Here is a 21,647-nt window from a genome sequence, read left to right as displayed (position 1 = left end):
AGGATATACTTTTATTATCAAAAGCTGACCCGGCGTCAGCTTTTTTATATGGACATATTATTTTTTACAGACTGAGAGTTGATATGATGTGAAATGGTTTCAATATGTATTAGGACAGCGGACGGTGCTTATTCTGGTCTTAGCCATCAATTTTCTGGGAACGGTTTACGGATACTACTGGTATTTGCCGCAGCTTCTGGAGACACCGGCCCGTTTCCTCGTTTTTGTTCCGGACAGTCCGACAGCAACGTTTTTCTTTCTGTTTGTGATGCTCGCCTTTATCATGAAACGGAACGCCCCGCTCTTTGAGGCGCTTGCGCTAGTCACCCTCGTAAAGTATGGCCTATGGGCGGTCGTTATGAATTTTCTTGTGCTGGCTGTAACAGGTGACTTGCCGTGGGAGGGCTATATGCTGATTGTCTCGCATTTTGCAATGGCAGTCCAAGGCGTATTGTACAGTCCGTATTTTCGTTTTTCGTTTTGGCATCTTGCAATTGCTGCCGTCTGGACGCTGCATAACGATGTCATTGATTACTTGTTTGAAATGATGCCGAAGTACTCTATGCTTTCTGATTATATGACTGATATAGGGTACGGAACATTTTGGCTGAGCATCTTTTCAATCGGGCTGGCTTACTTTCTTGTGGTCTCGAAAAAGCAATCAAAGCTTGAGCTGATGTAAAGACAATGTTGGTCTATCCTTGTCCCTTTCTTCATATTCTGTAAGGAGAGAGAGTGGGAGGGACCTGCATGAAACGAAAGCTGACGATCTGTTTGTTGCTTGCTCTTATTTTTTATAATGGAAATGCCAAGGCTGCAGAGCGGGGAAGCCTCGAAGAATTGAACGATTTATCCGATACGGTCTTTCAAATGACCCGCCAGTCGAAATATGAAGAGGCGCTGCAAGTCCTTGCTTACTTTGAAAAAACTTTAAAATCCGCTGAAAAAAAACAGCAAGACCCCATGCTAACCGGAGCCCAAATCCGTCAAATCACACTGGGCTATAACGATATGGTACGGAGTTTAAAGCAAGCTGATACATCAGATACACAAAAACTCAGAGCAGCCGCGCAGTTCAGAATGCTGATGGATGCGGTGGAGAATCGGTCTGATCCGCTTTGGGGATCACTGGAAAAACCGATTATGGAAGCCTTTGCTGAACTGAAGCAGGATGTCCAAAAAAATGAAAGTACGAGCTTTCATGAAAAATGGAATGAATTTATCAGTTTATATGATTTGATTTATCCAAGTCTTACAATCGATGTATCAGAGGATCAGCTTGAAACAGTGGGAAAACATATAGACGTCATTGAGCAAGAGGAATTTCAGCAAATGACTGAGAGCACGAAGCTTGAACGGCTTTCTCTTCTTCAGCATGATCTGAAAAATGTATTTGACAGGGTGGAGGAGGATGATGCCGATCCGTCTTTACTCTGGGTGATCATCACAACCGGCAGTATTATCATTACGGCTCTCACCTATGTCGGCTACAGAAAGTACAAAGCGGAGAAAAACAAGCTGAAAAAACGGGACTACCCTAAATGAGCATGAGGGGCGGCGGCAGCCGCCTTTTTTCTATTAAATGTCAGCGGGGAAGCGGATTTTTATTTTCATCAAGCGTAAATCCTTCTCCGAGTACATCGTGGACATCACTTACTGCCACAAAGGCATGAGGATCAACGGAGTTAATCACACTTTTCAGCATCACCAATTCGTTTTTCGGCACCACACAATAAAGTACATCTATATCCTCTTTTGTATAGGAACCTTGTCCTTTCAAAATGGTGACGCCCCGTTCCATTTCTTCAAGAATCTTTTTCTGGATCAGGTCGTTTTTCGAAGAGATGATGGTCGCCCCTTTAGCAGCGTATCCGCCTTCCTGAATAAAATCAATTAATCTTGCCGCTACAAATACAGCCACCAGGGTATACATCGCTTCTTTATAGGAGAGGTAAGTAAGCAAAGACAAAATGATGACGCAGGCATCGAAAGCAAACATCGTTCTGCCCATCGGAATCCCAAAATACTTATTGACCAAACGGGCAATGATATCAACTCCGCCTGTCGTACCGCCGAACTTAAAAATAATGCCTAATCCGGCTCCGATAAACACGCCGGCAAATAAAGCAGCGAGCGCTAAGTCATGCTGAAGAGGCATATGTATTTCATATCGCTGAAAAATGCTGAGGAACAGAGACAATGCTACAGTGCCCACAAGGGTGTAAACAAACATTGTCCTGCCAAGCAAACGCCAGCCGATAAAAAAGATCGGAATATTCAAAACCAGGTTCGAGATAGAGGGACTGATGTGGAAAAGGGCATAAAGCAAAAGTGTAATACCTGTAAAACCGCCCTCAGCCAGATTGTTCTGCATATTGAAATGAACCAAGCCAAATGAAAAAATCGCCGCTCCGATTAAAATAAAAAATATGTTTTTTAATCTAATTTCTCCAAGCATCACACAAAACCCCTTTTCCTTCCATTAGATAGCGTTTATATTATAGTGGATGAAAAAGAAAACAGCAAACGTGCTTAAACATTTGTCAAACGTATCTGAATTAGCTAACATGTAAGAGGATGATAGGAGGTTTCGTGCAGTGAGTGATAAAACAATGAAAGACATACAGGCTGAAGTGGACCGTTACATCGGCCAATTTAAAGAAGGATATTTCAGCCCGCTTGCCATGATGGCGAGGCTGACCGAAGAACTGGGCGAGCTTGCCAGAGAAGTCAATCATCGTTATGGAGAAAAACCAAAAAAAGCGACTGAAGATGATAAAAGCATGGAAGAGGAAATGGGCGATGTGCTGTTTGTATTGGTTTGTTTAGCCAACTCTTTAGATATCTCTTTAGAGGAAGCCCACGATCGAGTTATGCATAAATTTAATACGAGAGATAAAGATCGCTGGACCAGAAAAGAAGAAGGAAAGTAGAGGAGATTAAGATGTCAAACGAAACAATTAAAGTAGTCATTGCAGGACCGCGTGGAAGAATGGGGCAGGAAGCTGTTAAATTGGCGGAACGAACACCTCATTTTGACCTTGTCGGGGCCATAGACCATACATACGACCAGCAAAAATTATCTGATGTGATGTCTGTTGAGTCAGATGCCCTGATTTACACAGATATCCATGCCTGTTTTACAGAAACACAGCCGGATGTCTTAATTGATTTGACTACGCCTGAAATCGGAAAAGTACATACAAAAATTGCATTAGAGCACGGAGTTCGTCCAGTTGTCGGAACAACCGGATTTTCAGAAGCTGATTTAAAAGAGCTCACGTCTTTAACAGAAGAGAAGGGAATTGGAGCCATCATCGCTCCAAATTTTGCGCTTGGTGCGGTACTGATGATGAAATTTTCGAAAATGGCTGCAAACTACTTTGAGGATGTTGAGATTATTGAGCTTCACCATGACCGGAAGCTTGACGCACCAAGTGGAACGGCGCTTAAAACAGCAGAAATGATTTCAGAGGTTCGTAAAGAAAAGCAGCAAGGACATCCGGATGAAAAAGAAATTCTCCCAGGAGCAAGAGGAGCGGAGCAAAACGGTATCCGCTTGCACAGCGTCCGTCTTCCGGGACTGATTGCACACCAGGAAGTCATGTTCGGCATGGATGGCCAAACGCTTCAGATCCGCCACGATTCCTATAACCGCGCTTCTTTCATGTCAGGTGTTAAATTGTCAGTCGAACAAGTCATGAAGATTGATCAGCTTGTGTACGGACTGGAAAATATCATTGATTAGACAGGGGGAGAAATGATGAAAATTGCTTTGATCGCGCATGACAAGAAAAAACAGGATATGGTTCAATTCACGACTGCCTATCGGGATATTTTGAGTCATCATGATCTATACGCAACCGGAACAACAGGATTGAAAATTCAAGAGGCGACTGGTCTTCACATTGAACGTTTCCAATCCGGCCCTTTAGGGGGAGACCAGCAAATCGGTGCGCTGATCGCAGCCAATGCACTCGATCTTGTCATCTTTTTGCGCGACCCGCTGACCGCGCAGCCGCACGAACCGGATGTCTCGGCATTAATCCGTTTATGTGATGTGTATTCCATTCCGCTCGCCACAAATATGGGTACTGCGGAAATTCTTGTCCGCACACTTGATGAAGGTGTTTTTGAATTCCGCAATCTTCTTCGGGGAGAAGAGCCGAATGTATAATGCTGACGTTCTTGCTTTTGGGGCCCACAGTGATGATGTCGAGATCGGAATGGGCGGCACAATAGCGAAGTTTGTCAAACAGGGGAAAAAAGTTATTATATGCGACTTGACCGAAGCGGAACTCTCTTCAAACGGAACGGTCAGCTTACGTAAAGAGGAAGCAGCGGAAGCAGCCCGAATATTAGGTGCAGAAAAAAGAATTCAGCTGACGCTTCCAGACCGCGGTCTGATGATGAGTGATCAGGCAATTCGGGCGATAGTCAGTGTCATCAGGACCTGCCGGCCAAAAGCAGTCTTTATGCCGTATAAAAAGGATCGCCATCCCGATCACGGCAATGCGGCAGCACTGGTGGAAGAAGCAATCTTTTCCGCCGGAATCCATAAATATAAAGACGAAAAAAGCCTTCCCGCGCATAAAGTTAGCAAGGTTTACTATTATATGATAAATGGTTTTCATCAGCCAGATTTTGTCATTGATATCTCGGATACAATAGAGGCCAAGAAACAAAGCCTTAATGCCTACAAAAGCCAGTTTATACCGTCAAAGGATTCAGTTTCAACACCTCTGACAAATGGCTATATCGAGATCGTTGAAGCGAGAGAAAAGCTTTACGGTAAAGAAGCGGGAGTGGGGTATGCCGAAGGTTTCTTTTCCAAACGGATGCTGATGCTTGATCATGATGTGCTTGGGGGCGAACAATGAAAAAACTAAAAATAGGGATCACATGCTATCCGAGCGTCGGAGGCTCAGGTATCATTGCGACAGAACTGGGGAAGCAGCTTGCTGAAAAAGGACATGAAATCCATTTTATCACGTCAAGCATTCCGTTTAGACTGAATACATATCATCCCAATATTCATTTTCATGAAGTTGAGGTTAATCAATATGCTGTTTTTAAGTATCCGCCGTATGATTTGACATTGGCAAGCAAAATCGCCGAGGTGGCGGAACGGGAGAATTTAGACATTATCCATGCTCACTACGCTCTCCCGCATGCGGTTTGCGCCTATCTTGCAAAGCAGATGCTAAAACGCAATATCGGCATTGTGACCACTTTGCATGGTACGGATATCACGGTGTTAGGGTATGACCCGTCTCTAAAAGATCTGATCCGTTTTGCCATTGAGGCATCAGACAGGGTGACAGCTGTCTCCTCTGCGCTTGCAGCTGAAACATACGATTTAATTAAACCGGAGAAAAAAATCGAAACGATTTATAACTTTATAGATGAGCGCGTGTATCTGAAGAAAAATACAGCGGTGATTAAAGAGAAACATGGTATTTTACCAGACGAAAAAGTCGTCATCCACGTGTCTAACTTCAGAAAGGTCAAACGTGTGCAGGATGTCATCCGTGTGTTCCGGAATATCGCCGGCAAAACGAAAGCAAAATTGCTTTTAGTCGGAGACGGCCCGGAGAAATCGACAGCCTGTGAGCTTGTCAGAAAATATGGATTGGAAAACCAAGTCTTAATGCTTGGAAATCAAGATCGTGTTGAGGAGCTTTATTCCATTAGCGATTTGAAGCTGCTGCTGTCTGAAAAAGAAAGCTTTGGCCTTGTCCTGCTTGAAGCGATGGCTTGCGGGGTGCCTTGTATCGGAACAAACATTGGCGGTATCCCGGAGGTTATTAAGAATAATGTGAGCGGATTTTTGGTGGATGTCGGCGATGTTGCAGCCGCAACAGCCAGCGCGATGCGTATTTTAGAAGATGAACAGCTAAGCAAGCGGTTTACAGAGGCGGCAATGGAAATGCTCAAAAATGAATTTTCTTCACAAAAAATTGTCAGCCAGTATGAACAGATTTATGCCGATTTAGCAGAACCGGAGTGATCACATGGAACAAGTTTTTATCAAAGCGCTTCCCGTGCTCCGCACTTTATTCGAAGCGGGCCACCAGGCTTATTTTGTCGGAGGCGCAGTTCGTGACAGCTATATGAAACGAACGATCGGAGATGTCGATATCGCGACTGATGCGGCTCCGGATCAAGTAGAACGGCTGTTTCAGCGAACAGTTGATGTAGGAAAAGAGCACGGGACCATTATTGTGCTCTGGGAAGATGAAACCTATGAAGTCACTACATTCCGGACTGAATCAGAGTATGAAGATTATAGAAGGCCATCAGATGTACAATTTATCACATCTTTAGAAGAGGATTTAAAACGCAGAGATTTGACGATTAATGCGATGGCCATGACAGCTGACGGGCAGGTGCTTGATTATTTTGGCGGTAAGAAAGATATTGATCAGAGGCTGATTCGAACCGTCGGAAAGCCTGAGGACAGATTTCAAGAGGATGCGCTTCGCATGCTGAGAGCCGTACGCTTTATGAGTCAGCTTGGCTTTACGCTTTCACTTGAAACAGAAGAAGCGATCACGAAGGAAAAAACACTCCTATCCCATGTTTCAGTAGAGCGAAAAACTATAGAGTTCGAAAAGCTGCTGCAGGGAAGAGCGTCCCGCCAAGCGCTTCAAACGCTCATTCAAACGGGGCTGTATGAGGAACTGCCTGGTTTTTACCATAAACGAGAGAACCTGATTGCGGCGAGTAACTTTCCATTTTTCTTTTTAACATCCCGTGAGGAGCTTTGGGCTGCGCTTTTAATTGACCTTGACATAGACTTGAAAGATGCGCCGCTTTTCCTGAAAGCCTGGAAGCTCCCGGGAAAGGTGATGAAGGAAGCCATTCACATTGCCCATACGTTTGGCCAGAGCCTTGACGATATGTCAATGTACAAGGCTGGGGAAAAGGCACTGCTTTCAGCAGCCAAAATAGCGCAGCTTCGGGAAAATGAAAAACTGGATGAAGAAAAACTGAAAGACATTCAAAACGCTTATCAAAGCCTGCCGATCAAAAGCCTCAAGGATCTTGATTTCACGGGTAAGGATTTGCTTGCGCTTCGAAACCGGCCTGCTGGAAAATGGGTGTCGGAAGAATTACAGCAGATCGAGCAGGCAGTTGTGACGGGAAAGCTCTCCAATCAAAAGAACCACATAGAGGAGTGGCTGAAGACATGCGGTCAACATTAAGAAAAGATCTTATTGAATTATTTTCTCAGGCCGGAAATGAATTTATTTCCGGCCAAAAAATCAGTGATGCCCTCGGCTGTTCCAGAACTGCTGTGTGGAAGCATATTGAAGAGCTTCGGAAAGAGGGCTATGAAGTAGAAGCCGTCAGAAGAAAAGGATATCGGCTCATTAAAAAGCCCGGGAAACTCAGTGAAAGCGAAATTCGCTTCGGACTGAAAACGGATGTGATGGGCCAGCATCTTATTTATCATGACGTTCTTTCGAGCACGCAAAAAACGGCGCATGAGCTTGCGAATGATAACGCACCGGAAGGCACCCTCGTGGTGGCTGACAAACAAACAGCCGGAAGGGGTCGAATGTCTAGGGTGTGGCATTCTCAAGAGGGAAACGGCATTTGGATGAGCCTGATTTTGCGGCCAGACATTCCGCTCCAAAAAACACCGCAGCTCACACTGCTTGCTGCAATAGCTGTTGTGCAGGGAATAGAAGAGGCAGCAGGCATCCAGACGGACATTAAATGGCCTAATGATATTTTGATTAACGGAAAAAAAACAGTCGGCATCTTAACAGAAATGCAGGCCGAGGAAGACCGCGTACGTTCAGTCATCATCGGGATGGGCATTAATGTTAACCAGCAGCCGGACGATTTTCCAGATGAACTGAAGGACATCGCGACAAGCCTCAGCCAAGCTGCCGGAGAAAAAATTGACCGGGCCGGCGTCATCCAGCATATTTTACTTTGCTTTGAAAAACGGTACCGGGATTATATGAATCACGGTTTTACACCGATTAAGCTTTTATGGGAAAGCTATGCGCTGGGAATCGGCACTAATATGAGGGCCAGAACGTTAAACGGAACATTTTACGGGAAGGCGCTAGGTATAGATGATGAAGGTGTTCTTCTATTAGAAACGAAGGAAGGCATTAAAAAAATCTATTCTGCCGATATAGAATTGGGTTAATGTGTTGGTACAAGCCCGTTGATTTTGGTATACTTCCATTGGGCAGTATCGCCTGCGAACTGCACCTATTATAAAAATAGATAGACATTGCAGCAGTCTGCCTTGATCCAAAAAAGGACTGGGACAGAGGGATGAAACTCGCCGAACTTTAGAAAGTGAAGAATCCTTCTCGTTGTAACGGAAGGTTTTTTGGCTTGTAAAAGAAAACGGCAGCTCATCTCCTCTAAACATGAGGAGGAGAAAACATGAAAACAAAATTGGATTTTCTAAAAATGAAGGAGTCTGAAGAACCGATTGTGATGCTGACCGCTTATGATTATCCAGCGGCTAAGCTGGCTGAACAAGCGGGAGTCGACATGATTTTAGTCGGTGATTCACTCGGAATGGTCGTCCTCGGCCTTGATTCAACTGTCGGTGTGACAGTTGCGGACATGATCCATCATACAAAAGCGGTTAAAAGGGGCGCGCCGAATACATTTATCGTAACGGATATGCCGTTTATGTCTTATCACCTGTCTAAGGAAGATACGCTGAAAAATGCGGCTGCGATCGTTCAGGAAAGCGGAGCTGACGCGCTGAAGCTTGAGGGCGGAGAAGGCGTGTTTGAATCCATTCGCGCATTGACGCTCGGAGGCATTCCGGTAGTCAGTCACTTAGGCCTGACACCGCAGTCAGTCGGTGTATTGGGCGGATATAAAGTACAGGGCAAAGACGAACAAAGCGCTAAAAAATTAATAGAAGACAGTATAAAATGCGAAGAAGCAGGAGCTATGATGCTTGTACTGGAATGTGTTCCTGCAGAACTCACAGCCAAAATTGCCGAAATGCTAAGCATACCGGTCATCGGAATCGGGGCTGGTGTGAAAGCGGACGGACAAGTTCTCGTTTATCATGATATTATCGGCCACGGTGTTGAAAGAACACCTAAATTTGTAAAACAATATACGCGAATTGACGAAACAATCGAAACAGCAATCAGCGGATATGTCCATGATGTAAGACATCGTGCTTTCCCTGAACAAAAGCATTCCTTTCAAATGAACCAGACAGTGCTTGACGGCTTGTATGGAGGAAAATAAGATGAGACAGATTACAGATATTTCACAGCTGAAAGAAGCCATAAGACAATATCAATCAGAGGGGAAGTCAGTCGGATTTGTTCCGACGATGGGGTTTTTGCATGAGGGGCATTTAACCTTGGCAGACAAAGCAAGACAAGAAAATGACGCCGTTGTTATGAGTATCTTTGTGAATCCTGCGCAATTCGGTCCTAATGAAGATTTTGAAGCATATCCGCGCAATATTGAGCGGGATGCGGCCCTTGCAGAAAACGCCGGAGTCGATATTCTTTTTACGCCTGATGCTCATGACATGTATCCTGGTGAAAAGAATGTCACAATTCACGTTGAAAGACGCACAGACGTTTTATGCGGTCGCTCAAGAGAAGGGCATTTTGATGGGGTTGCAATCGTACTGACGAAGCTGTTCAACCTTGTGCAGCCGACCCGCGCCTATTTCGGTTTAAAGGATGCACAGCAGGTGGCTGTTGTTGATGGCTTAATCAGCGATTTCTTCATGAATATTGAATTGGTTGCTGTCGATACGGTCAGAGAGGAAGACGGCTTAGCCAAAAGCTCCCGCAATGTATACTTAACAGCTGAGGAAAGAAAAGAAGCGCCTAAGCTCTATCAGGCACTTCAAACAAGTGCGGAGCTGATCAGAGCCGGTGAAAGAGATCCCGAAGCGGTGATAAATGCTGCGAAAGAAATCATTGAAACGACAAGCGGCACCATTGACTATGTAGAGCTTTATTCCTATCCGGAACTCGAGCCTGTGAACAACATTGAAGGAAAGATGATTCTGGCTGTTGCAGTTGCTTTTTCAAAAGCGCGTTTAATAGATAATATCATTATTGATATTCGAGAAATGGAGAGAATATAATATGTATCGCACGATGATGAGCGGAAAGCTTCACAGGGCAACCGTTACGGAAGCAAACCTAAACTATGTGGGAAGCATTACAATTGATGAAGACCTCATTGATGCAGTGGGAATGCTTCCTAATGAAAAAGTGCAAATTGTAAATAATAATAATGGAGCACGTCTGGAAACGTATATTATTCCTGGTAAACGCGGAAGCGGCGTCATCTGCTTAAACGGTGCAGCCGCACGCCTTGTGCAGGAAGGTGATAAGGTCATTATTATTTCCTACAAAATGATGTCTGATCAAGAAGCGGCAAGCCACCAGCCGAAAGTGGCTGTTCTGAATGATCAAAACAAAATTGAACAAATGCTGGGGAATGAACCAGCCCACACAATTTTGTAGAAGAAAAGCCCCCTTTATCGGGGGTTTTCTTTTAAGATTTTGAGAGTAAAACGGTTTTGCCGCTCCATTTCCGCACAAAACGTGTTACACTTTTGTCGTATGCAAGAATTGAGGTGTCCATTTTAATGAATGAGCAACGGTTCGTTGTTATAGATGTAGAAACAACAGGGAATTCGCCGAAGAAAGGCGATAAAATCATACAAATCGCAGCGGTTGTAATCGAAAATGGACAAATTACTGAGCGGTTTTCAAAATACATTAATCCAAATAAATCCATTCCTGCTTTTATTGAGCAGCTTACTGGAATCTCCAATCAAATGGTAGAGCATGAACAGCCGTTTGAAGCTGTGGCTGAAGAAGTGTTCCATTTGCTTGACGGCGCTTATTTTGTCGCCCACAATATCCATTTCGACCTTGGATTTGTCAAGTATGAGTTACATAAGGCGGGCTTTCAGCTTCCGGATTGTGAAGTGCTGGATACTGTCGAGCTCTCCCGGATTGTTTTTCCGGGGTTTGAGGGATATAAGCTGACCGAATTAAGCGAGGAGCTTCAACTGCGGCACGATCAGCCGCATCGGGCTGACAGCGACGCTGAAGTCACAGGGCTTATTTTTTTGGAAATCCTTGAAAAGCTGCGGCAGCTTCCTTATCCGACATTAAAACAGTTAAGAAGGCTTTCGCAGCATTTTATCAGTGATCTGACGCATTTGTTGGATATGTTCATTTATGAAAACAGACATACCGAAATAACGGGCTATGTGCGCTTTTCTTCCTTTTCTGTCAGAGAACCTGAATCTATCGATAGACGTGTCAATGAAGACGGGAACTTCTCATTTGAGATCGAAAATTGGGAAGCGGGAAATGAAAAAGCGCTGTCTGAGTTAATGCCTGGGTATGAAAAAAGAGACGGCCAAATGATGATGATGAAAGAGGTGGCTGAAGCGTTTGCTAATCGTGAGCATGCGCTGATTGAAGCTCCTCCGGGAATTGGAAAAACGATTGGCTACCTTATTCCGGCTGCGCTTTTTGCCAAGAAATCAAAAAAGCCGGTTATTATCAGCACGTATTCAACGCTTTTGCAGCAGCAGATTTTGACAAAGGATTTGCCGATTGTCCAAGACCTGTTTCCATTTCCGGTAACAGCGGCAATTTTAAAAGGGCAATCGCATTATTTATGCCTGTATAAATTCGAGCAGGTTCTTCATGAAGACGATGATAATTATGATGCCGTATTGACAAAGGCACAGCTCCTCGTTTGGCTGACAGAGACAAACACAGGAGATGTAGCTGAGCTGAATTTGCCTTCAGGCGGAAAATTGCTGTGGGACAGATTGGCTTATGACGATGACTCCTACAAAAGAAGTCGCAATGAGAGTGTGACCGGCTTTTATGAGCGGGCCAAACAGATTGCCATGCGTTCCGATTTGGTGATCACCAACCACTCTCTTTTGCTGACCGATGAAGGCAGCCAGAAAAAAAGGCTACCGGAAAGCGGTACATTTATTATCGATGAAGCACATCATTTTGAACGGGCTGCAAGCGAACATTTAGGAAAAAGAGCCACGTACATAGAATTGCATTCTAAATTGAGCAGAATCGGCACTCTGAAGGAGCAGGGACTTCTAAAAAAGATGAGACAGCTATTTCAGCGAAACAGCCTGCCGGTTGATTCATTTTTCGAATTGGAAGAGTGGATTCAGCACATTCAAGCAGAAAGTGATGCTTTCTTCAGCTCTGTGCATTCTTTTGTCAAACGAAGAAAACCTAAAGAAGACTTAAACCGTCTAGTCTTTAAGGTGAACAAAGAAAGCCAAGATAAAAGCTGGCCGATTTTAACGGATGGAGCGGAGAGGCTTTGTTCCATGCTGACACATTTGCAGCAGCTTTTTGAGGCACAGTCTGCCCTGATGGAAAAACACCTAACTAGTATGAAGAACAAAACCGTCTTTTTAGCCGATGAATATCAAAGAAGCATGAAAGGTTTGCAGCGTTACTGTCAAACGTTGCAGAAGCTGTTCTTTGAGTCTGATGACGATGAAGCGGTTTGGATTGAAATAGACGCAAAGGGAGCAAAAAATGCGGTGGCCATTTACGCACAGCCGCTTGAACCTGGTGAACTTCTGGCTGATCAGTTTTTCGCGCGCAAAAATAGTGTGGTGCTAACATCTGCAACTCTTACTGTCGAAGGTTCTTTTCAATTTATGATTGAACGACTGGGACTGGGTGACTTTTTCCCGCGGACCATGAGAATTGAGTCGCCTTTTTCTTACGATGAGCGCATGCGTGTGATGATTCCAAAAGAAATGAAATCAATTCAAGATACGGGGCAAATTGAATTTATACAGGATACGGCCCGTTATATCGAGCTAATGGCAAAGGAAAAACAGCCCAAAATCCTTGTGCTGTTTACATCCCATGATATGCTGAAAAAAGTTCATCAGGTGCTTAAGCAAGCGATAAGTGCTTCCGGAATTCAGCTCTTGGCACAAGGAATTACAGGCGGAAGTCCCGGCAAGCTGATGAAAACTTTTAAAACATCCAATCAGGCGATCCTGCTTGGCACAAATCACTTTTGGGAAGGCGTTGATTTCCCTGGTGATGAGCTGACAACAGTAATGATCGTGAGGCTTCCATTCCGGTCCCCTGATCATCCGCTTCATGCTGCGAAATGTGAGCTTGCCCGCAAAAAAGGGCTGAATCCGTTTCAAACAGTATCACTTCCGGAAGCTGTGCTGACCTTTAGGCAAGGAATCGGCCGGTTGCTGCGGACAGCGGGGGATAAAGGGACGATTGTCATATTGGACAGACGGATTAAAACGGCTGGTTACGGCCGGCTGTTTCTTGATGCCCTGCCGACAACCTCCGTATCTGAAATGACTGACAGCGAGCTTGAGGCTTATGTTGCATGGAAAAATGAATAAAAGCCGCATAAAGCGGCTTTCCGGTGTGGGAGTAGGATGGTGTTTTATTTAAAAGCGGTTTTGCCGCTCTGTGATACTAGTATGGCGTGTCCTGAAATGGAGTATGACTAACAATATTTGTTCAAACTGGAGGATGAAATAATGGAAAGCAAAATCGAAATTCTTTCAACAATTAATGTAGAGCATTCTGATGACCTGTATAAAATTGTAGACACACTGAATCGGACACTGAAAAGAGACAATCTGATGTTCGGCCTTGCGCTGAATGAAGAAAACAAAAACCAAGCCGTTTTTACCATTTATCGTACGTAGGTGAGAAGATGAGAAAAAAAGCATTAATATTTACCGTCATTTTTGGTATTATTTTTTTAGCAGTACTTCTTGTCTCGGCAAGCATTTATAAATCGGCCATGGCACAAAAGGAAGAGGGGCACGAAGCAGCAGCTGCTGAAGCTAAAAAAGAAACCGATCTCACCAGCGTTGATCAAGTCGAAACATTTGTCGGAAAAGAAAAATATTATGTCGTAAAGGGAACGGACAAAAAAGGCAGCAAATTATATGTCTGGGTTCCTGCTGATAAAAAAGCAAAAATTCTCTCAAAAGAAGCAAAAGAGGGAATCTCGGAAGACAAAGCGGCGAAAATCATACAGGATGAAGGGCTGGTTTCAAAGCAAAAAGAGGTTCACCTGGCAAGGGAAGGAAATGTCCTGCTTTGGGAAGTAACGTACTTAGACAAAGAAGGTCAATACAGTTTAAGTTATGTGGACTTTACAACTGGAAAGATTCTCAAAAATATCACGCCTTAAGACGAATTAGGGGGAGTTCAAGTTGAAACTGGCAAAAAGAGTATCCGCATTAACACCATCTACCACACTGGCAATCACAGCAAAAGCGAAAGAACTGAAAGCGGCAGGCCATGATGTCATCGGCCTAGGGGCCGGCGAACCAGACTTCAATACACCGCAGCACATTATTGATGCGGCTGTGCGTTCAATGAACGAAGGCCATACGAAGTACACGCCATCAGGTGGTCTGGCTGAACTAAAAAACAGCATTGCAGAGAAATTTAAACGTGACCAGAATATTGAATACAAACCGTCTCAAATTATTGTCTGCACTGGTGCCAAACATGCTCTGTACACCCTTTTCCAAGTGATTTTGGATGAAGGAGATGAAGTCATTATTCCAACGCCTTACTGGGTAAGCTATCCGGAGCAGGTGAAACTCGCTGGCGGAAATCCTGTTTATGTAGAAGGGCTTGAGGAAAATCATTTTAAAATTTCTCCTGAACAGCTGAAAAATGCGATCACAGAAAAAACAAAAGCGATCGTCATTAACTCTCCAAGCAACCCGACTGGTGTCATGTATACCGAAGAAGAGCTGTCTGCGCTTGGTGAAGTGTGCCTTGAACATGACATCCTGATTGTGTCTGACGAAATTTATGAAAAACTTACATACGGCGGAAAGAAACACGTTTCCATAGCACAGCTGTCTGACAGACTGAAAGAGCAAACGGTTATTATTAACGGCGTGTCGAAGTCACACAGTATGACGGGCTGGAGAATCGGTTATGCGGCTGGGTCTGAAGACATTATTAAAGCGATGACTAACCTAGCAAGCCACAGCACGTCAAACCCGACATCAATCGCCCAGTACGGAGCAATTGCTGCCTATAACGGACCTTCTGAGCCGCTGGAAGAAATGAGAGAAGCATTTGAACATAGATTAAACACAATCTATGCAAAGCTCATAGAAATCCCTGGGTTCAGCTGTGTGAAGCCGGAAGGCGCTTTTTACTTGTTCCCGAATGCAAAAGAAGCAGCTCAATCTTGCGGTTTTAAAGATGTAGATGAATTTGTTAAAGCGCTTCTTGAGGAGGAAAAAGTTGCGATTGTTCCTGGGTCTGGATTCGGCTCTCCTGATAATGTCCGTCTTTCTTACGCAACATCGTTAGAACTTCTTGAAAAAGCGGTTGAAAGAATCAAACGTTTTGTAGAAAAACATAGCTAACAGATCAAAAAGCGGCTGACAGAAAAGCCGCTTTTTATCTGCATTGACCCGGTTAGTTAAGAGCGGGTATAATAAAGTGATGATAATAGAGTTCGGGGCAATGAGCTTCCGAATGTCTTTCTTGTTTTGGAGGGAAATATGTTGAAAACAACAATCAACCAGGTGTACAAGCACGTAGGTGAGGAAGTAACGATCGGAGCTTGGGTCGCTAATAAGCGTTCAAGCGGGAAAATCGCATTTTTACAGCTGCGGGACGGTACCGGCTTTATTCAAGGTGTCGTAGTAAAAGCGGAAGTGGAAGAAAGCATTTTCCAAACAGCTAAATCAGTGACGCAGGAAACGTCACTCTATATAAAAGGGATTGTCAAAGAGGACGAGCGTTCTCCGCTTGGTTATGAACTAGCTGTGACAGGTATTGAAGTCATTCACGAAGCTACTGATTATCCAATTACGCCAAAAGAACACGGTACGGAATTCTTGATGGATCACAGACATTTATGGCTGCGTTCAAAACGCCAGCATGCGATCATGAAAATCCGTAATGAAATCATTCGCGCGACTTACGAATTCTTTAATAACGAAGGCTTCGTAAAAGTGGATCCGCCGATTCTGACTGGAAGCGCACCTGAAGGAACAACAGAGCTCTTTGCGACAAAATATTTTGATGAAGATGCTTACCTGTCTCAAAGCGGTCAGCTCTACATGGAAGCAGCGGCAATGGCTTTAGGAAAAGTATTCTCCTTCGGACCGACATTCAGAGCGGAAAAGTCTAAAACAAAGCGCCACTTGATCGAATTCTGGATGATCGAACCGGAAATGGCGTTTGTAGAATTTGAAGAAAACCTTCAAGTACAGGAAAATTACGTTTCTTTCATTGTGCAATCTGTTCTTAAGAATTGCAAAATTGAATTAAACACATTAGGAAGAGACACGTCAAAACTTGAGCAAATCAAAGCTCCGTTCCCAAGAATTACGTATGATGAAGCGATTGATTTTCTGAAAGAAAAAGGCTTTGACGATATCGAGTGGGGAGACGACTTCGGAGCGCCTCATGAAACAGCGATTGCCGAACACTATGACAAACCGGTTTTCATCACTCGCTATCCGACTTCCTTAAAACCGTTTTATATGCAGCCGGCTTCTGACCGCGAGGATGTCGTGCTTTGTGCTGACCTGATTGCGCCGGAAGGCTATGGTGAAATTATCGGCGGATCTGAACGGATTCACGATATGGAACTTTTGGAAGCGCGTCTTAAAGAACATGGACTGGATTCTGACGCGTATAAATGGTATGCTGAACTTAGAAAATATGGATCAGTTCCTCATTCCGGCTTCGGCCTTGGATTAGAGCGGACAGTAGCTTGGATCAGCGGAGCGCCTCACGTTCGTGAAACCATTCCGTTCCCAAGACTATTAAACCGTCTGTATCCGTAATACATTCAAATGAAACAAAAAAAGAGTCTCCTGCAAGGGAGACTTTTTACAGTAAAGGGGATATCACGATCCTTTACAGTAAGAGGTGTAACGATGAAAAAACATCAATTTATTGATATGCAGGAACAGGGGACGTCAACAATTCCCAATCTTCTGCTCACGCATTATAAACAGCTCGGGCTTAATGAAACAGAACTTATTCTGCTGCTAAAAATTAAAATGCATTTAGAAAAAGGATCTTATTTTCCTACACCGAATCAGCTGCAGGAAGGTATGTCAATTTCTGTTGAGGAATGCACAAACAGATTACGGATGTTTATTCAAAAAGGTTTTCTGTTCATTGAAGAATGCGAAGACCAAAACGGCATCAAATTTGAGAAGTATTCGCTTCAGCCTTTATGGGGGAAGCTGTACGAGTTTATACAGCTTGCACAGAATCAAACACAGGAAAGAAAAGCAGAAGGGGAACAAAAAAGCCTTTATACCATTTTTGAGGAAGAGTTCGCCAGACCGCTATCACCTTTAGAGTGTGAAACACTGGCTATCTGGCAGGACCAGGACCAGCATGACGCACAGCTGATTAAACACGCGTTAAAAGAGGCTGTACTATCAGGAAAACTCAGTTTCCGCTACATTGACCGGATTTTGTTTGAGTGGAAGAAAAACGGGCTGAAAACTGTGGAGCAGGCAAAAATCCACAGCCAAAAATTCCGGCGGGTACAAGCAAAGCAGAATGAACCGCAAAAAGAGTATAAAAGGCAGGTTCCTTTTTACAATTGGCTTGAACAATAAAGTGAAAAGGTGACAATCGTGTTAAATCTAAAACAAATTGAATTCTGTTTAGACAAAATAGGCGACATGTTTCCCCACGCGGAGTGTGAACTGGTTCATTCCAATCCTTTTGAATTAGTGGTGGCAGTCGCTTTATCTGCGCAATGTACAGATGCACTTGTAAACAGAGTGACCAAAACATTATTTCAAAAATATAAACGGCCGGAAGACTATTTGGCTGTTTCACTGGAAGAGCTTCAGCAGGATATTAAATCAATCGGTTTGTACCGTAATAAAGCGAAAAATATCCAAAAACTGAGCAAAATGATTATTGAAGATTACGGCGGAGAAGTGCCGAGAGACCGTGATGAGCTTGTCAAACTGCCAGGTGTCGGAAGAAAGACCGCCAACGTCGTGGTATCCGTTGCCTTTGGCGTGCCGGCCATCGCCGTGGATACCCATGTGGAGAGAGTCAGCAAGCGTTTGGGAATCTGCCGGTGGAAGGACTCGGTGCTGGAAGTTGAAAAGACGCTGATGCGCAAAGTGCCAAAAGAAGACTGGTCCGTTACGCATCACCGGCTTATTTTCTTCGGCAGATATCATTGTAAGGCGCAGTCTCCGCGCTGTGCGGAATGTCCGCTGCTTTCTCTGTGCAGAGAGGGGCAGAAGAGAGATAAAAAAGGACTGGTGAAACGATGACGCAAGCAAAAGAAGTGTTGGCTTCCTATGAGCAATACTTGCGCAGTCTTGGCCAGATGAGCTCCTCGGATATGAAAGAAGCCTTGCGAATCAACCCCGTGTATATTGATTTCTGCACGGAATTTAAAGGCGTTTTGCCATGGGAGGACAGCGGCAAGTACGTTCCGCATTTATTTGAAGTGTGGGATGACATCAAAGCATCACTTCTCCCAGTCTTTCAAACACGAAAATCGAGATGTGACCAAAACGAAATGCTAAAGGGCATTGTGTGTTTGCTGGCTTCGTTTCACTGGACAGCAGGCGAGCGGGTGAAGTCGCTCGATTGGTCAGAACTGACGAAGAAATCATTTCCCGCAAAGCCGATCAATTGGGCTGAACGGGTGGAGTTTATTCTCCTGAAGCCGACTCAATACCATTGCTTTATTCAGCTTGATGAGCTGTTTACTGAAATGAAAAAGCATTTTTATAAATATCATGCGATGAATCGATAAAAACCTCCCCTTGAAAGGGGAGGTTTTTTCTGAAAGAAAAAAGCCATCACCTAAAGGTGATGGCTTTTTGTTTAATTTGTTTTTTCGGTTGTTGATGATGAGTTCGTTTGTGTTTTGTCGGTAGTGTCTGTTTTGTTTTTATTTGGATCAGAACCTGATGAATCATTTGTATCTGGGTTCGAATTATCATCCGACGTATCCTGATTGTTGCTATTGTTGTTGCTGTTATCGTTAGATTGGTCTTGGTTACTGTTGTCGGACGGATTGGTGTTCGTGTTGTCTTGTTTTTTGTCTTGATCGTTTGTTGAATCATCTGTCTGATCTTGATCCGTTTGGCTGTCATCTGTTTGAGAATCGTCAGTTTGTGTGTCATCCTGAGTCTTCTCATCATCTTGATTTTCATCATCCGTTTGTTGCTGATCTTCTTTATCTTCGTCGTCTTCAGCTTTCGGCACTTCATAGGATGTGGAAGCTGTACTTTTGCCATCATCACTGACGGCTGTCACTTCGAATTTGTATACAGATCCTGGCTGCACGCCTGAAATGACTGCCTCTTTTGCAGAGCTGTTTTGAATTTCTGAGTAGCTGCCGCCATCAACAGATTGCTTAACAGCAAAGGTCGCATCTCCGTCGTAATTCCAGCTTAATGTCAATGATTGATTGTCTTTATCATATTTCACACTTAAACCAGACAGTTTTTCTGTTTCTTCTTTTTCTTCTTTCTCATATGTTTTAGAAACAGTAGAAGGAGCTGTGCCTTTTACAAAGTACTCTGTGAGCTTTTTATCGCTTGGCGTATTAGGTCCTGCCAGTTTTGCAGGGTTAGAGCCTTTTTCTACAGTGGCTTCCACTACGCTGTCAGGCTTCTCGAATGATCCGCTTCCGTCATCGACATCGGCGATGAGTTGGGCGAATAGACGTTTTGCAACTTGCTGTTCTGTATGATTTAAAGATTTTTTTCCTATCTTATTTTGAGAATCTACACCTGTCCATACAGCAGCTGTATATTGAGGTGTATATCCTACAAACCATGAATCTGGTACACCGCCTGATGCGATATTGTATTTTTGTATAGTCGCTTCATCAAAGTTTGTTGTACCTGTTTTACCTGCGACTTCCACTCCCGGTACTTGAGCAAGCTGTCCAGTACCGGTCTTAACAGCTGTTTTCAGCATATCTGTAATCATAAAGGCTGTATAGTCACTCATCGCTGACTTTGACTTAGGTGTTAAATCAAGCTTTGTTCCATCGTTGAATTCAATTGACTTCACAAAATGCGGTTCATTATAAGTTCCGTTATTTCCGAATGCACTGTATGCTCCTGCCATAGTCAGCGAAGAGACACCTGGGTTGTCGTCGCCGAATCCTCCGATAGAATACGATTCATACACTTTTTCTTTATTTAATCCGAGCCCCAATCCATTAGCAAAATCAACTGCCGCATCTTTTCCAACTGCTTGGAATGCTTTTAAAGCCGGAATGTTACGAGATTGGGCAAGTGCTTCACGCATAGACATGAGTCCTTTATACGAGCGGTCAAAGTCACGGATAGGTGTTCCATCTGAATACGTGTAAGCCGAGTCGTCTATTTGCTCGTAAGTAGACCATTTTTTGTTTTCAATAACTGGCCCATAGTCTAAAATTGGTTTAATAGTAGAACCAGGCTGAGTTTTTCCTTGAGTAGCATAGTTGAAGCCGCCAACCGTAGAATCTCTTCCGGCACCAATCGCACGGACTTCTCCGGTTTTTGTATCGAGAAGCGTCACGCCGCCCTGCATGCCTTCAGTAAATCCGGCAGTGTCTCCGTCCATTAACTCATCTAGTTTGTCTTGTGCTTTTGTATCTAATGTCGTATAAATCTTTAATCCGTCAGCAGATGGATCGACATCAGATTTTTCATCAATTTCTTTCATGACTTCTTCAACAAACGCGCTGTATTTGTTTGAACTTGCTTTTTCATATTCCTTCTGTGACACAACGCCTTCGTCTTTCATTGCTACATTTTTCGCTTTGTTATATTGAGAATCAGAAATAAATCCTTGCTTTTTCATCAGACTGAGTACGATGTTCCGTCTTTTTTCCGCTTTATCCGGGTTTTTAACGGGATTGTACGCTGTCGGGCTTTGCGGCATACCCGCAAGTGTCGCAGCTTGTTCTACAGTCAATTTGCTTAAATCTGTGACGCCGAAAAATTCTTCCGCCGCTTTTCCGATTCCGTATGCTCTAGGAGAAAAATAAATCCGGTTTAAATACATTTCTAAAATTTCATCTTTAGAGTAATTGCGCTCCAGCTGAATTGAAAGCCATACTTCCTGCACCTTCCGTTTCAGTGTCTTCTGATGAGAAAGAAGGGAGTTCTTGACGACCTGCTGGGTGATCGTACTTCCGCCTTCAGCTCCGAAGCCGTCTTTAAAGTTGGCAACTAAGGCGCCTCCGATACGGACAGGGTCAATCCCGTGGTGCTCATAAAAACGCGCGTCCTCTGTCGCGATAAAGGCTTCTTTTACAACATCGGGAATTTCATCTATCGAGACGTAGGTCCGTTTTTCGGCACCGACTTCAGCGATTTCTTTTCCATTTTTATCGTATATTGTTGATGAATAAGGCGTCTTCAATTTGCTTTCGTCTAGTGAAGGCGCATCTGAAACCATGACGGCAAATGTAACGGCACCGCCGACTACGCCTAAAACAAACAGAATGAGTAAAGTGAAAAGAGTCTTTTTAAACAATCCGCCTTTTTTTCGTTTCTTGCCTTTTTTCGGTGAAGGACTCGATTTGCTGTTCGCTTTTCGTCGAGCTTCACGGCTGTTAAATTGATCTGACAT

At 43.9% G+C, this 21,647-nt stretch carries 22 protein-coding genes; 20 read left to right on the top strand and 2 right to left on the bottom strand.

Annotation, left to right across the window (positions count from 1 at the left end; genetic code table 11):
- Positions 1–88 precede the first annotated feature (88 nt).
- Together lhaT and ypjB are read left to right on the top strand one after the other, a co-directional pair.
- A complete protein-coding gene (gene lhaT / locus M1M80_RS11530) occupies positions 89–682 on the top strand; it encodes a lipoprotein heptaprenylglyceryl N-acetyltransferase LhaT (RefSeq protein WP_060398895.1) in 594 nt (197 codons plus the stop codon).
- A gap of 68 nt (positions 683–750) precedes the next feature.
- Positions 751–1,545 carry a sporulation protein YpjB gene (gene ypjB / locus M1M80_RS11525; protein WP_004398047.1) on the top strand — a complete coding sequence of 265 codons (795 nt, stop codon included), beginning with the start codon at positions 751–753 and terminating at the stop codon, positions 1,543–1,545.
- 40 nt (positions 1,546–1,585) lie between these two features.
- Here ypjB and M1M80_RS11520 read toward each other — a convergent pair whose 3' ends face one another.
- Positions 1,586–2,458: a YitT family protein gene (locus tag M1M80_RS11520; protein WP_004398045.1), complete on the bottom strand. Its 873-nt coding sequence runs from the start codon at positions 2,456–2,458 to the stop codon at positions 1,586–1,588.
- Positions 2,459–2,597: 139 nt separating this feature from the next.
- Here M1M80_RS11520 and M1M80_RS11515 point away from each other — a divergent pair, with 139 nt between their 5' ends.
- The 18 genes from M1M80_RS11515 (at position 2,598) to M1M80_RS11430 (ending at position 18,822) form a co-directional block, all read left to right on the top strand.
- Complete coding sequence (locus tag M1M80_RS11515) at positions 2,598–2,933, top strand: nucleotide pyrophosphohydrolase (RefSeq protein WP_004398044.1); 336 nt, start codon at positions 2,598–2,600, stop codon at positions 2,931–2,933.
- A gap of 11 nt (positions 2,934–2,944) precedes the next feature.
- A complete protein-coding gene (gene dapB / locus M1M80_RS11510; RefSeq protein ID WP_004398043.1) occupies positions 2,945–3,748 on the top strand; it encodes a 4-hydroxy-tetrahydrodipicolinate reductase in 804 nt (267 codons plus the stop codon).
- Positions 3,749–3,763: 15 nt separating this feature from the next.
- Complete coding sequence (gene mgsA, locus M1M80_RS11505; RefSeq protein ID WP_019258743.1) at positions 3,764–4,177, top strand: methylglyoxal synthase; 414 nt, start codon at positions 3,764–3,766, stop codon at positions 4,175–4,177.
- A complete protein-coding gene (bshB1, locus tag M1M80_RS11500) occupies positions 4,170–4,880 on the top strand; it encodes a bacillithiol biosynthesis deacetylase BshB1 (protein WP_004398041.1) in 711 nt (236 codons plus the stop codon). The genes mgsA and bshB1 overlap by 8 nt, the downstream gene beginning before the upstream one ends.
- Positions 4,877–6,010, top strand: a complete 1,134-nt coding sequence (bshA, locus tag M1M80_RS11495; protein ID WP_019258741.1) for an N-acetyl-alpha-D-glucosaminyl L-malate synthase BshA — start codon at positions 4,877–4,879, stop codon at positions 6,008–6,010. Before bshB1 ends, bshA begins: the two co-directional genes overlap by 4 nt.
- A gap of 4 nt (positions 6,011–6,014) precedes the next feature.
- Positions 6,015–7,208 (top strand): CCA tRNA nucleotidyltransferase, encoded by a 1,194-nt coding sequence (locus M1M80_RS11490; RefSeq protein WP_004398033.1) that lies wholly within the window; start codon positions 6,015–6,017, stop codon positions 7,206–7,208.
- The gene (locus M1M80_RS11485) at positions 7,193–8,170 is read left to right on the top strand and encodes a biotin--[acetyl-CoA-carboxylase] ligase (protein ID WP_060398894.1); all 978 of its coding nucleotides are present in this window, start codon (positions 7,193–7,195) and stop codon (positions 8,168–8,170) included. The genes M1M80_RS11490 and M1M80_RS11485 overlap by 16 nt, the downstream gene beginning before the upstream one ends.
- Positions 8,171–8,415: 245 nt before the next feature.
- A complete protein-coding gene (gene panB / locus M1M80_RS11480; protein WP_060398893.1) occupies positions 8,416–9,249 on the top strand; it encodes a 3-methyl-2-oxobutanoate hydroxymethyltransferase in 834 nt (277 codons plus the stop codon).
- A gap of 1 nt (position 9,250) precedes the next feature.
- Positions 9,251–10,111, top strand: a complete 861-nt coding sequence (panC, locus tag M1M80_RS11475; protein ID WP_004398030.1) for a pantoate--beta-alanine ligase — start codon at positions 9,251–9,253, stop codon at positions 10,109–10,111.
- Between the two features lies 1 nt (position 10,112).
- Entirely contained in the window at positions 10,113–10,496 is a 384-nt protein-coding gene (gene panD, locus M1M80_RS11470; RefSeq protein ID WP_019258737.1) for an aspartate 1-decarboxylase, read from the top strand.
- Between the two features lie 125 nt (positions 10,497–10,621).
- Positions 10,622–13,417: an ATP-dependent DNA helicase DinG gene (gene dinG, locus M1M80_RS11465; protein ID WP_060398892.1), complete on the top strand. Its 2,796-nt coding sequence runs from the start codon at positions 10,622–10,624 to the stop codon at positions 13,415–13,417.
- Between the two features lie 141 nt (positions 13,418–13,558).
- Positions 13,559–13,729 (top strand): YpmA family protein, encoded by a 171-nt coding sequence (locus M1M80_RS11460; protein WP_004398025.1) that lies wholly within the window; start codon positions 13,559–13,561, stop codon positions 13,727–13,729.
- Positions 13,730–13,737: 8 nt separating this feature from the next.
- Positions 13,738–14,223, top strand: coding sequence for a cell wall elongation/penicillin-binding protein regulator TseB (tseB, locus tag M1M80_RS11455; protein WP_019258735.1), 486 nt, complete (start codon positions 13,738–13,740; stop codon positions 14,221–14,223).
- A 22-nt stretch (positions 14,224–14,245) separates the two neighbouring features.
- Entirely contained in the window at positions 14,246–15,427 is a 1,182-nt protein-coding gene (aspB, locus tag M1M80_RS11450) for an aspartate transaminase AspB (RefSeq protein ID WP_060398891.1), read from the top strand.
- Positions 15,428–15,568: 141 nt separating this feature from the next.
- Positions 15,569–16,861 carry an asparagine--tRNA ligase gene (gene asnS, locus M1M80_RS11445; protein WP_029316846.1) on the top strand — a complete coding sequence of 431 codons (1,293 nt, stop codon included), beginning with the start codon at positions 15,569–15,571 and terminating at the stop codon, positions 16,859–16,861.
- A 93-nt stretch (positions 16,862–16,954) separates the two neighbouring features.
- Positions 16,955–17,653, top strand: coding sequence for a DNA replication protein DnaD (gene dnaD, locus M1M80_RS11440; protein ID WP_004398016.1), 699 nt, complete (start codon positions 16,955–16,957; stop codon positions 17,651–17,653).
- A gap of 18 nt (positions 17,654–17,671) precedes the next feature.
- Entirely contained in the window at positions 17,672–18,331 is a 660-nt protein-coding gene (gene nth / locus M1M80_RS11435) for an endonuclease III (RefSeq protein ID WP_003225594.1), read from the top strand.
- A complete protein-coding gene (locus tag M1M80_RS11430) occupies positions 18,328–18,822 on the top strand; it encodes a YpoC family protein (RefSeq protein ID WP_004398011.1) in 495 nt (164 codons plus the stop codon). Before nth ends, M1M80_RS11430 begins: the two co-directional genes overlap by 4 nt.
- Before the next feature lie 71 nt (positions 18,823–18,893).
- Here M1M80_RS11430 and M1M80_RS11425 read toward each other — a convergent pair whose 3' ends face one another.
- Complete coding sequence (locus M1M80_RS11425) at positions 18,894–21,647, bottom strand: transglycosylase domain-containing protein (RefSeq protein WP_060398890.1); 2,754 nt, start codon at positions 21,645–21,647, stop codon at positions 18,894–18,896.

Source organism: Bacillus inaquosorum (genome assembly GCF_023238325.1).
GTDB lineage: Bacteria > Bacillota > Bacilli > Bacillales > Bacillaceae > Bacillus > Bacillus inaquosorum.
Note: the sequence above shows the minus strand (reverse complement) of the source record. Positions and strands in the feature narration are given on the sequence as shown.

What these genes read in the sequence shown, in the direction of transcription:
- dinG (WP_060398892.1), top strand. Translation starts at nt 10,622, where the DNA reads ATGAATGAGCAACGGTTCGTTGTTATAGATGTAGAAACAACAGGGAAT.
- dnaD (WP_004398016.1), top strand. Translation starts at nt 16,955, where the DNA reads ATGAAAAAACATCAATTTATTGATATGCAGGAACAGGGGACGTCAACA.
- M1M80_RS11485 (WP_060398894.1), top strand. Translation starts at nt 7,193, where the DNA reads ATGCGGTCAACATTAAGAAAAGATCTTATTGAATTATTTTCTCAGGCC.
- panC (WP_004398030.1), top strand. Translation starts at nt 9,251, where the DNA reads ATGAGACAGATTACAGATATTTCACAGCTGAAAGAAGCCATAAGACAA.
- bshB1 (WP_004398041.1), top strand. Translation starts at nt 4,170, where the DNA reads ATGTATAATGCTGACGTTCTTGCTTTTGGGGCCCACAGTGATGATGTC.
- panB (WP_060398893.1), top strand. Translation starts at nt 8,416, where the DNA reads ATGAAAACAAAATTGGATTTTCTAAAAATGAAGGAGTCTGAAGAACCG.
- M1M80_RS11460 (WP_004398025.1), top strand. Translation starts at nt 13,559, where the DNA reads ATGGAAAGCAAAATCGAAATTCTTTCAACAATTAATGTAGAGCATTCT.
- M1M80_RS11490 (WP_004398033.1), top strand. Translation starts at nt 6,015, where the DNA reads ATGGAACAAGTTTTTATCAAAGCGCTTCCCGTGCTCCGCACTTTATTC.
- mgsA (WP_019258743.1), top strand. Translation starts at nt 3,764, where the DNA reads ATGAAAATTGCTTTGATCGCGCATGACAAGAAAAAACAGGATATGGTT.
- bshA (WP_019258741.1), top strand. Translation starts at nt 4,877, where the DNA reads ATGAAAAAACTAAAAATAGGGATCACATGCTATCCGAGCGTCGGAGGC.
- M1M80_RS11430 (WP_004398011.1), top strand. Translation starts at nt 18,328, where the DNA reads ATGACGCAAGCAAAAGAAGTGTTGGCTTCCTATGAGCAATACTTGCGC.
- M1M80_RS11425 (WP_060398890.1), bottom strand. Translation starts at nt 21,647, where the DNA reads ATGTCAGATCAATTTAACAGCCGTGAAGCTCGACGAAAAGCGAACAGC.
- ypjB (WP_004398047.1), top strand. Translation starts at nt 751, where the DNA reads ATGAAACGAAAGCTGACGATCTGTTTGTTGCTTGCTCTTATTTTTTAT.
- tseB (WP_019258735.1), top strand. Translation starts at nt 13,738, where the DNA reads ATGAGAAAAAAAGCATTAATATTTACCGTCATTTTTGGTATTATTTTT.
- panD (WP_019258737.1), top strand. Translation starts at nt 10,113, where the DNA reads ATGTATCGCACGATGATGAGCGGAAAGCTTCACAGGGCAACCGTTACG.
- M1M80_RS11520 (WP_004398045.1), bottom strand. Translation starts at nt 2,458, where the DNA reads ATGCTTGGAGAAATTAGATTAAAAAACATATTTTTTATTTTAATCGGA.
- dapB (WP_004398043.1), top strand. Translation starts at nt 2,945, where the DNA reads ATGTCAAACGAAACAATTAAAGTAGTCATTGCAGGACCGCGTGGAAGA.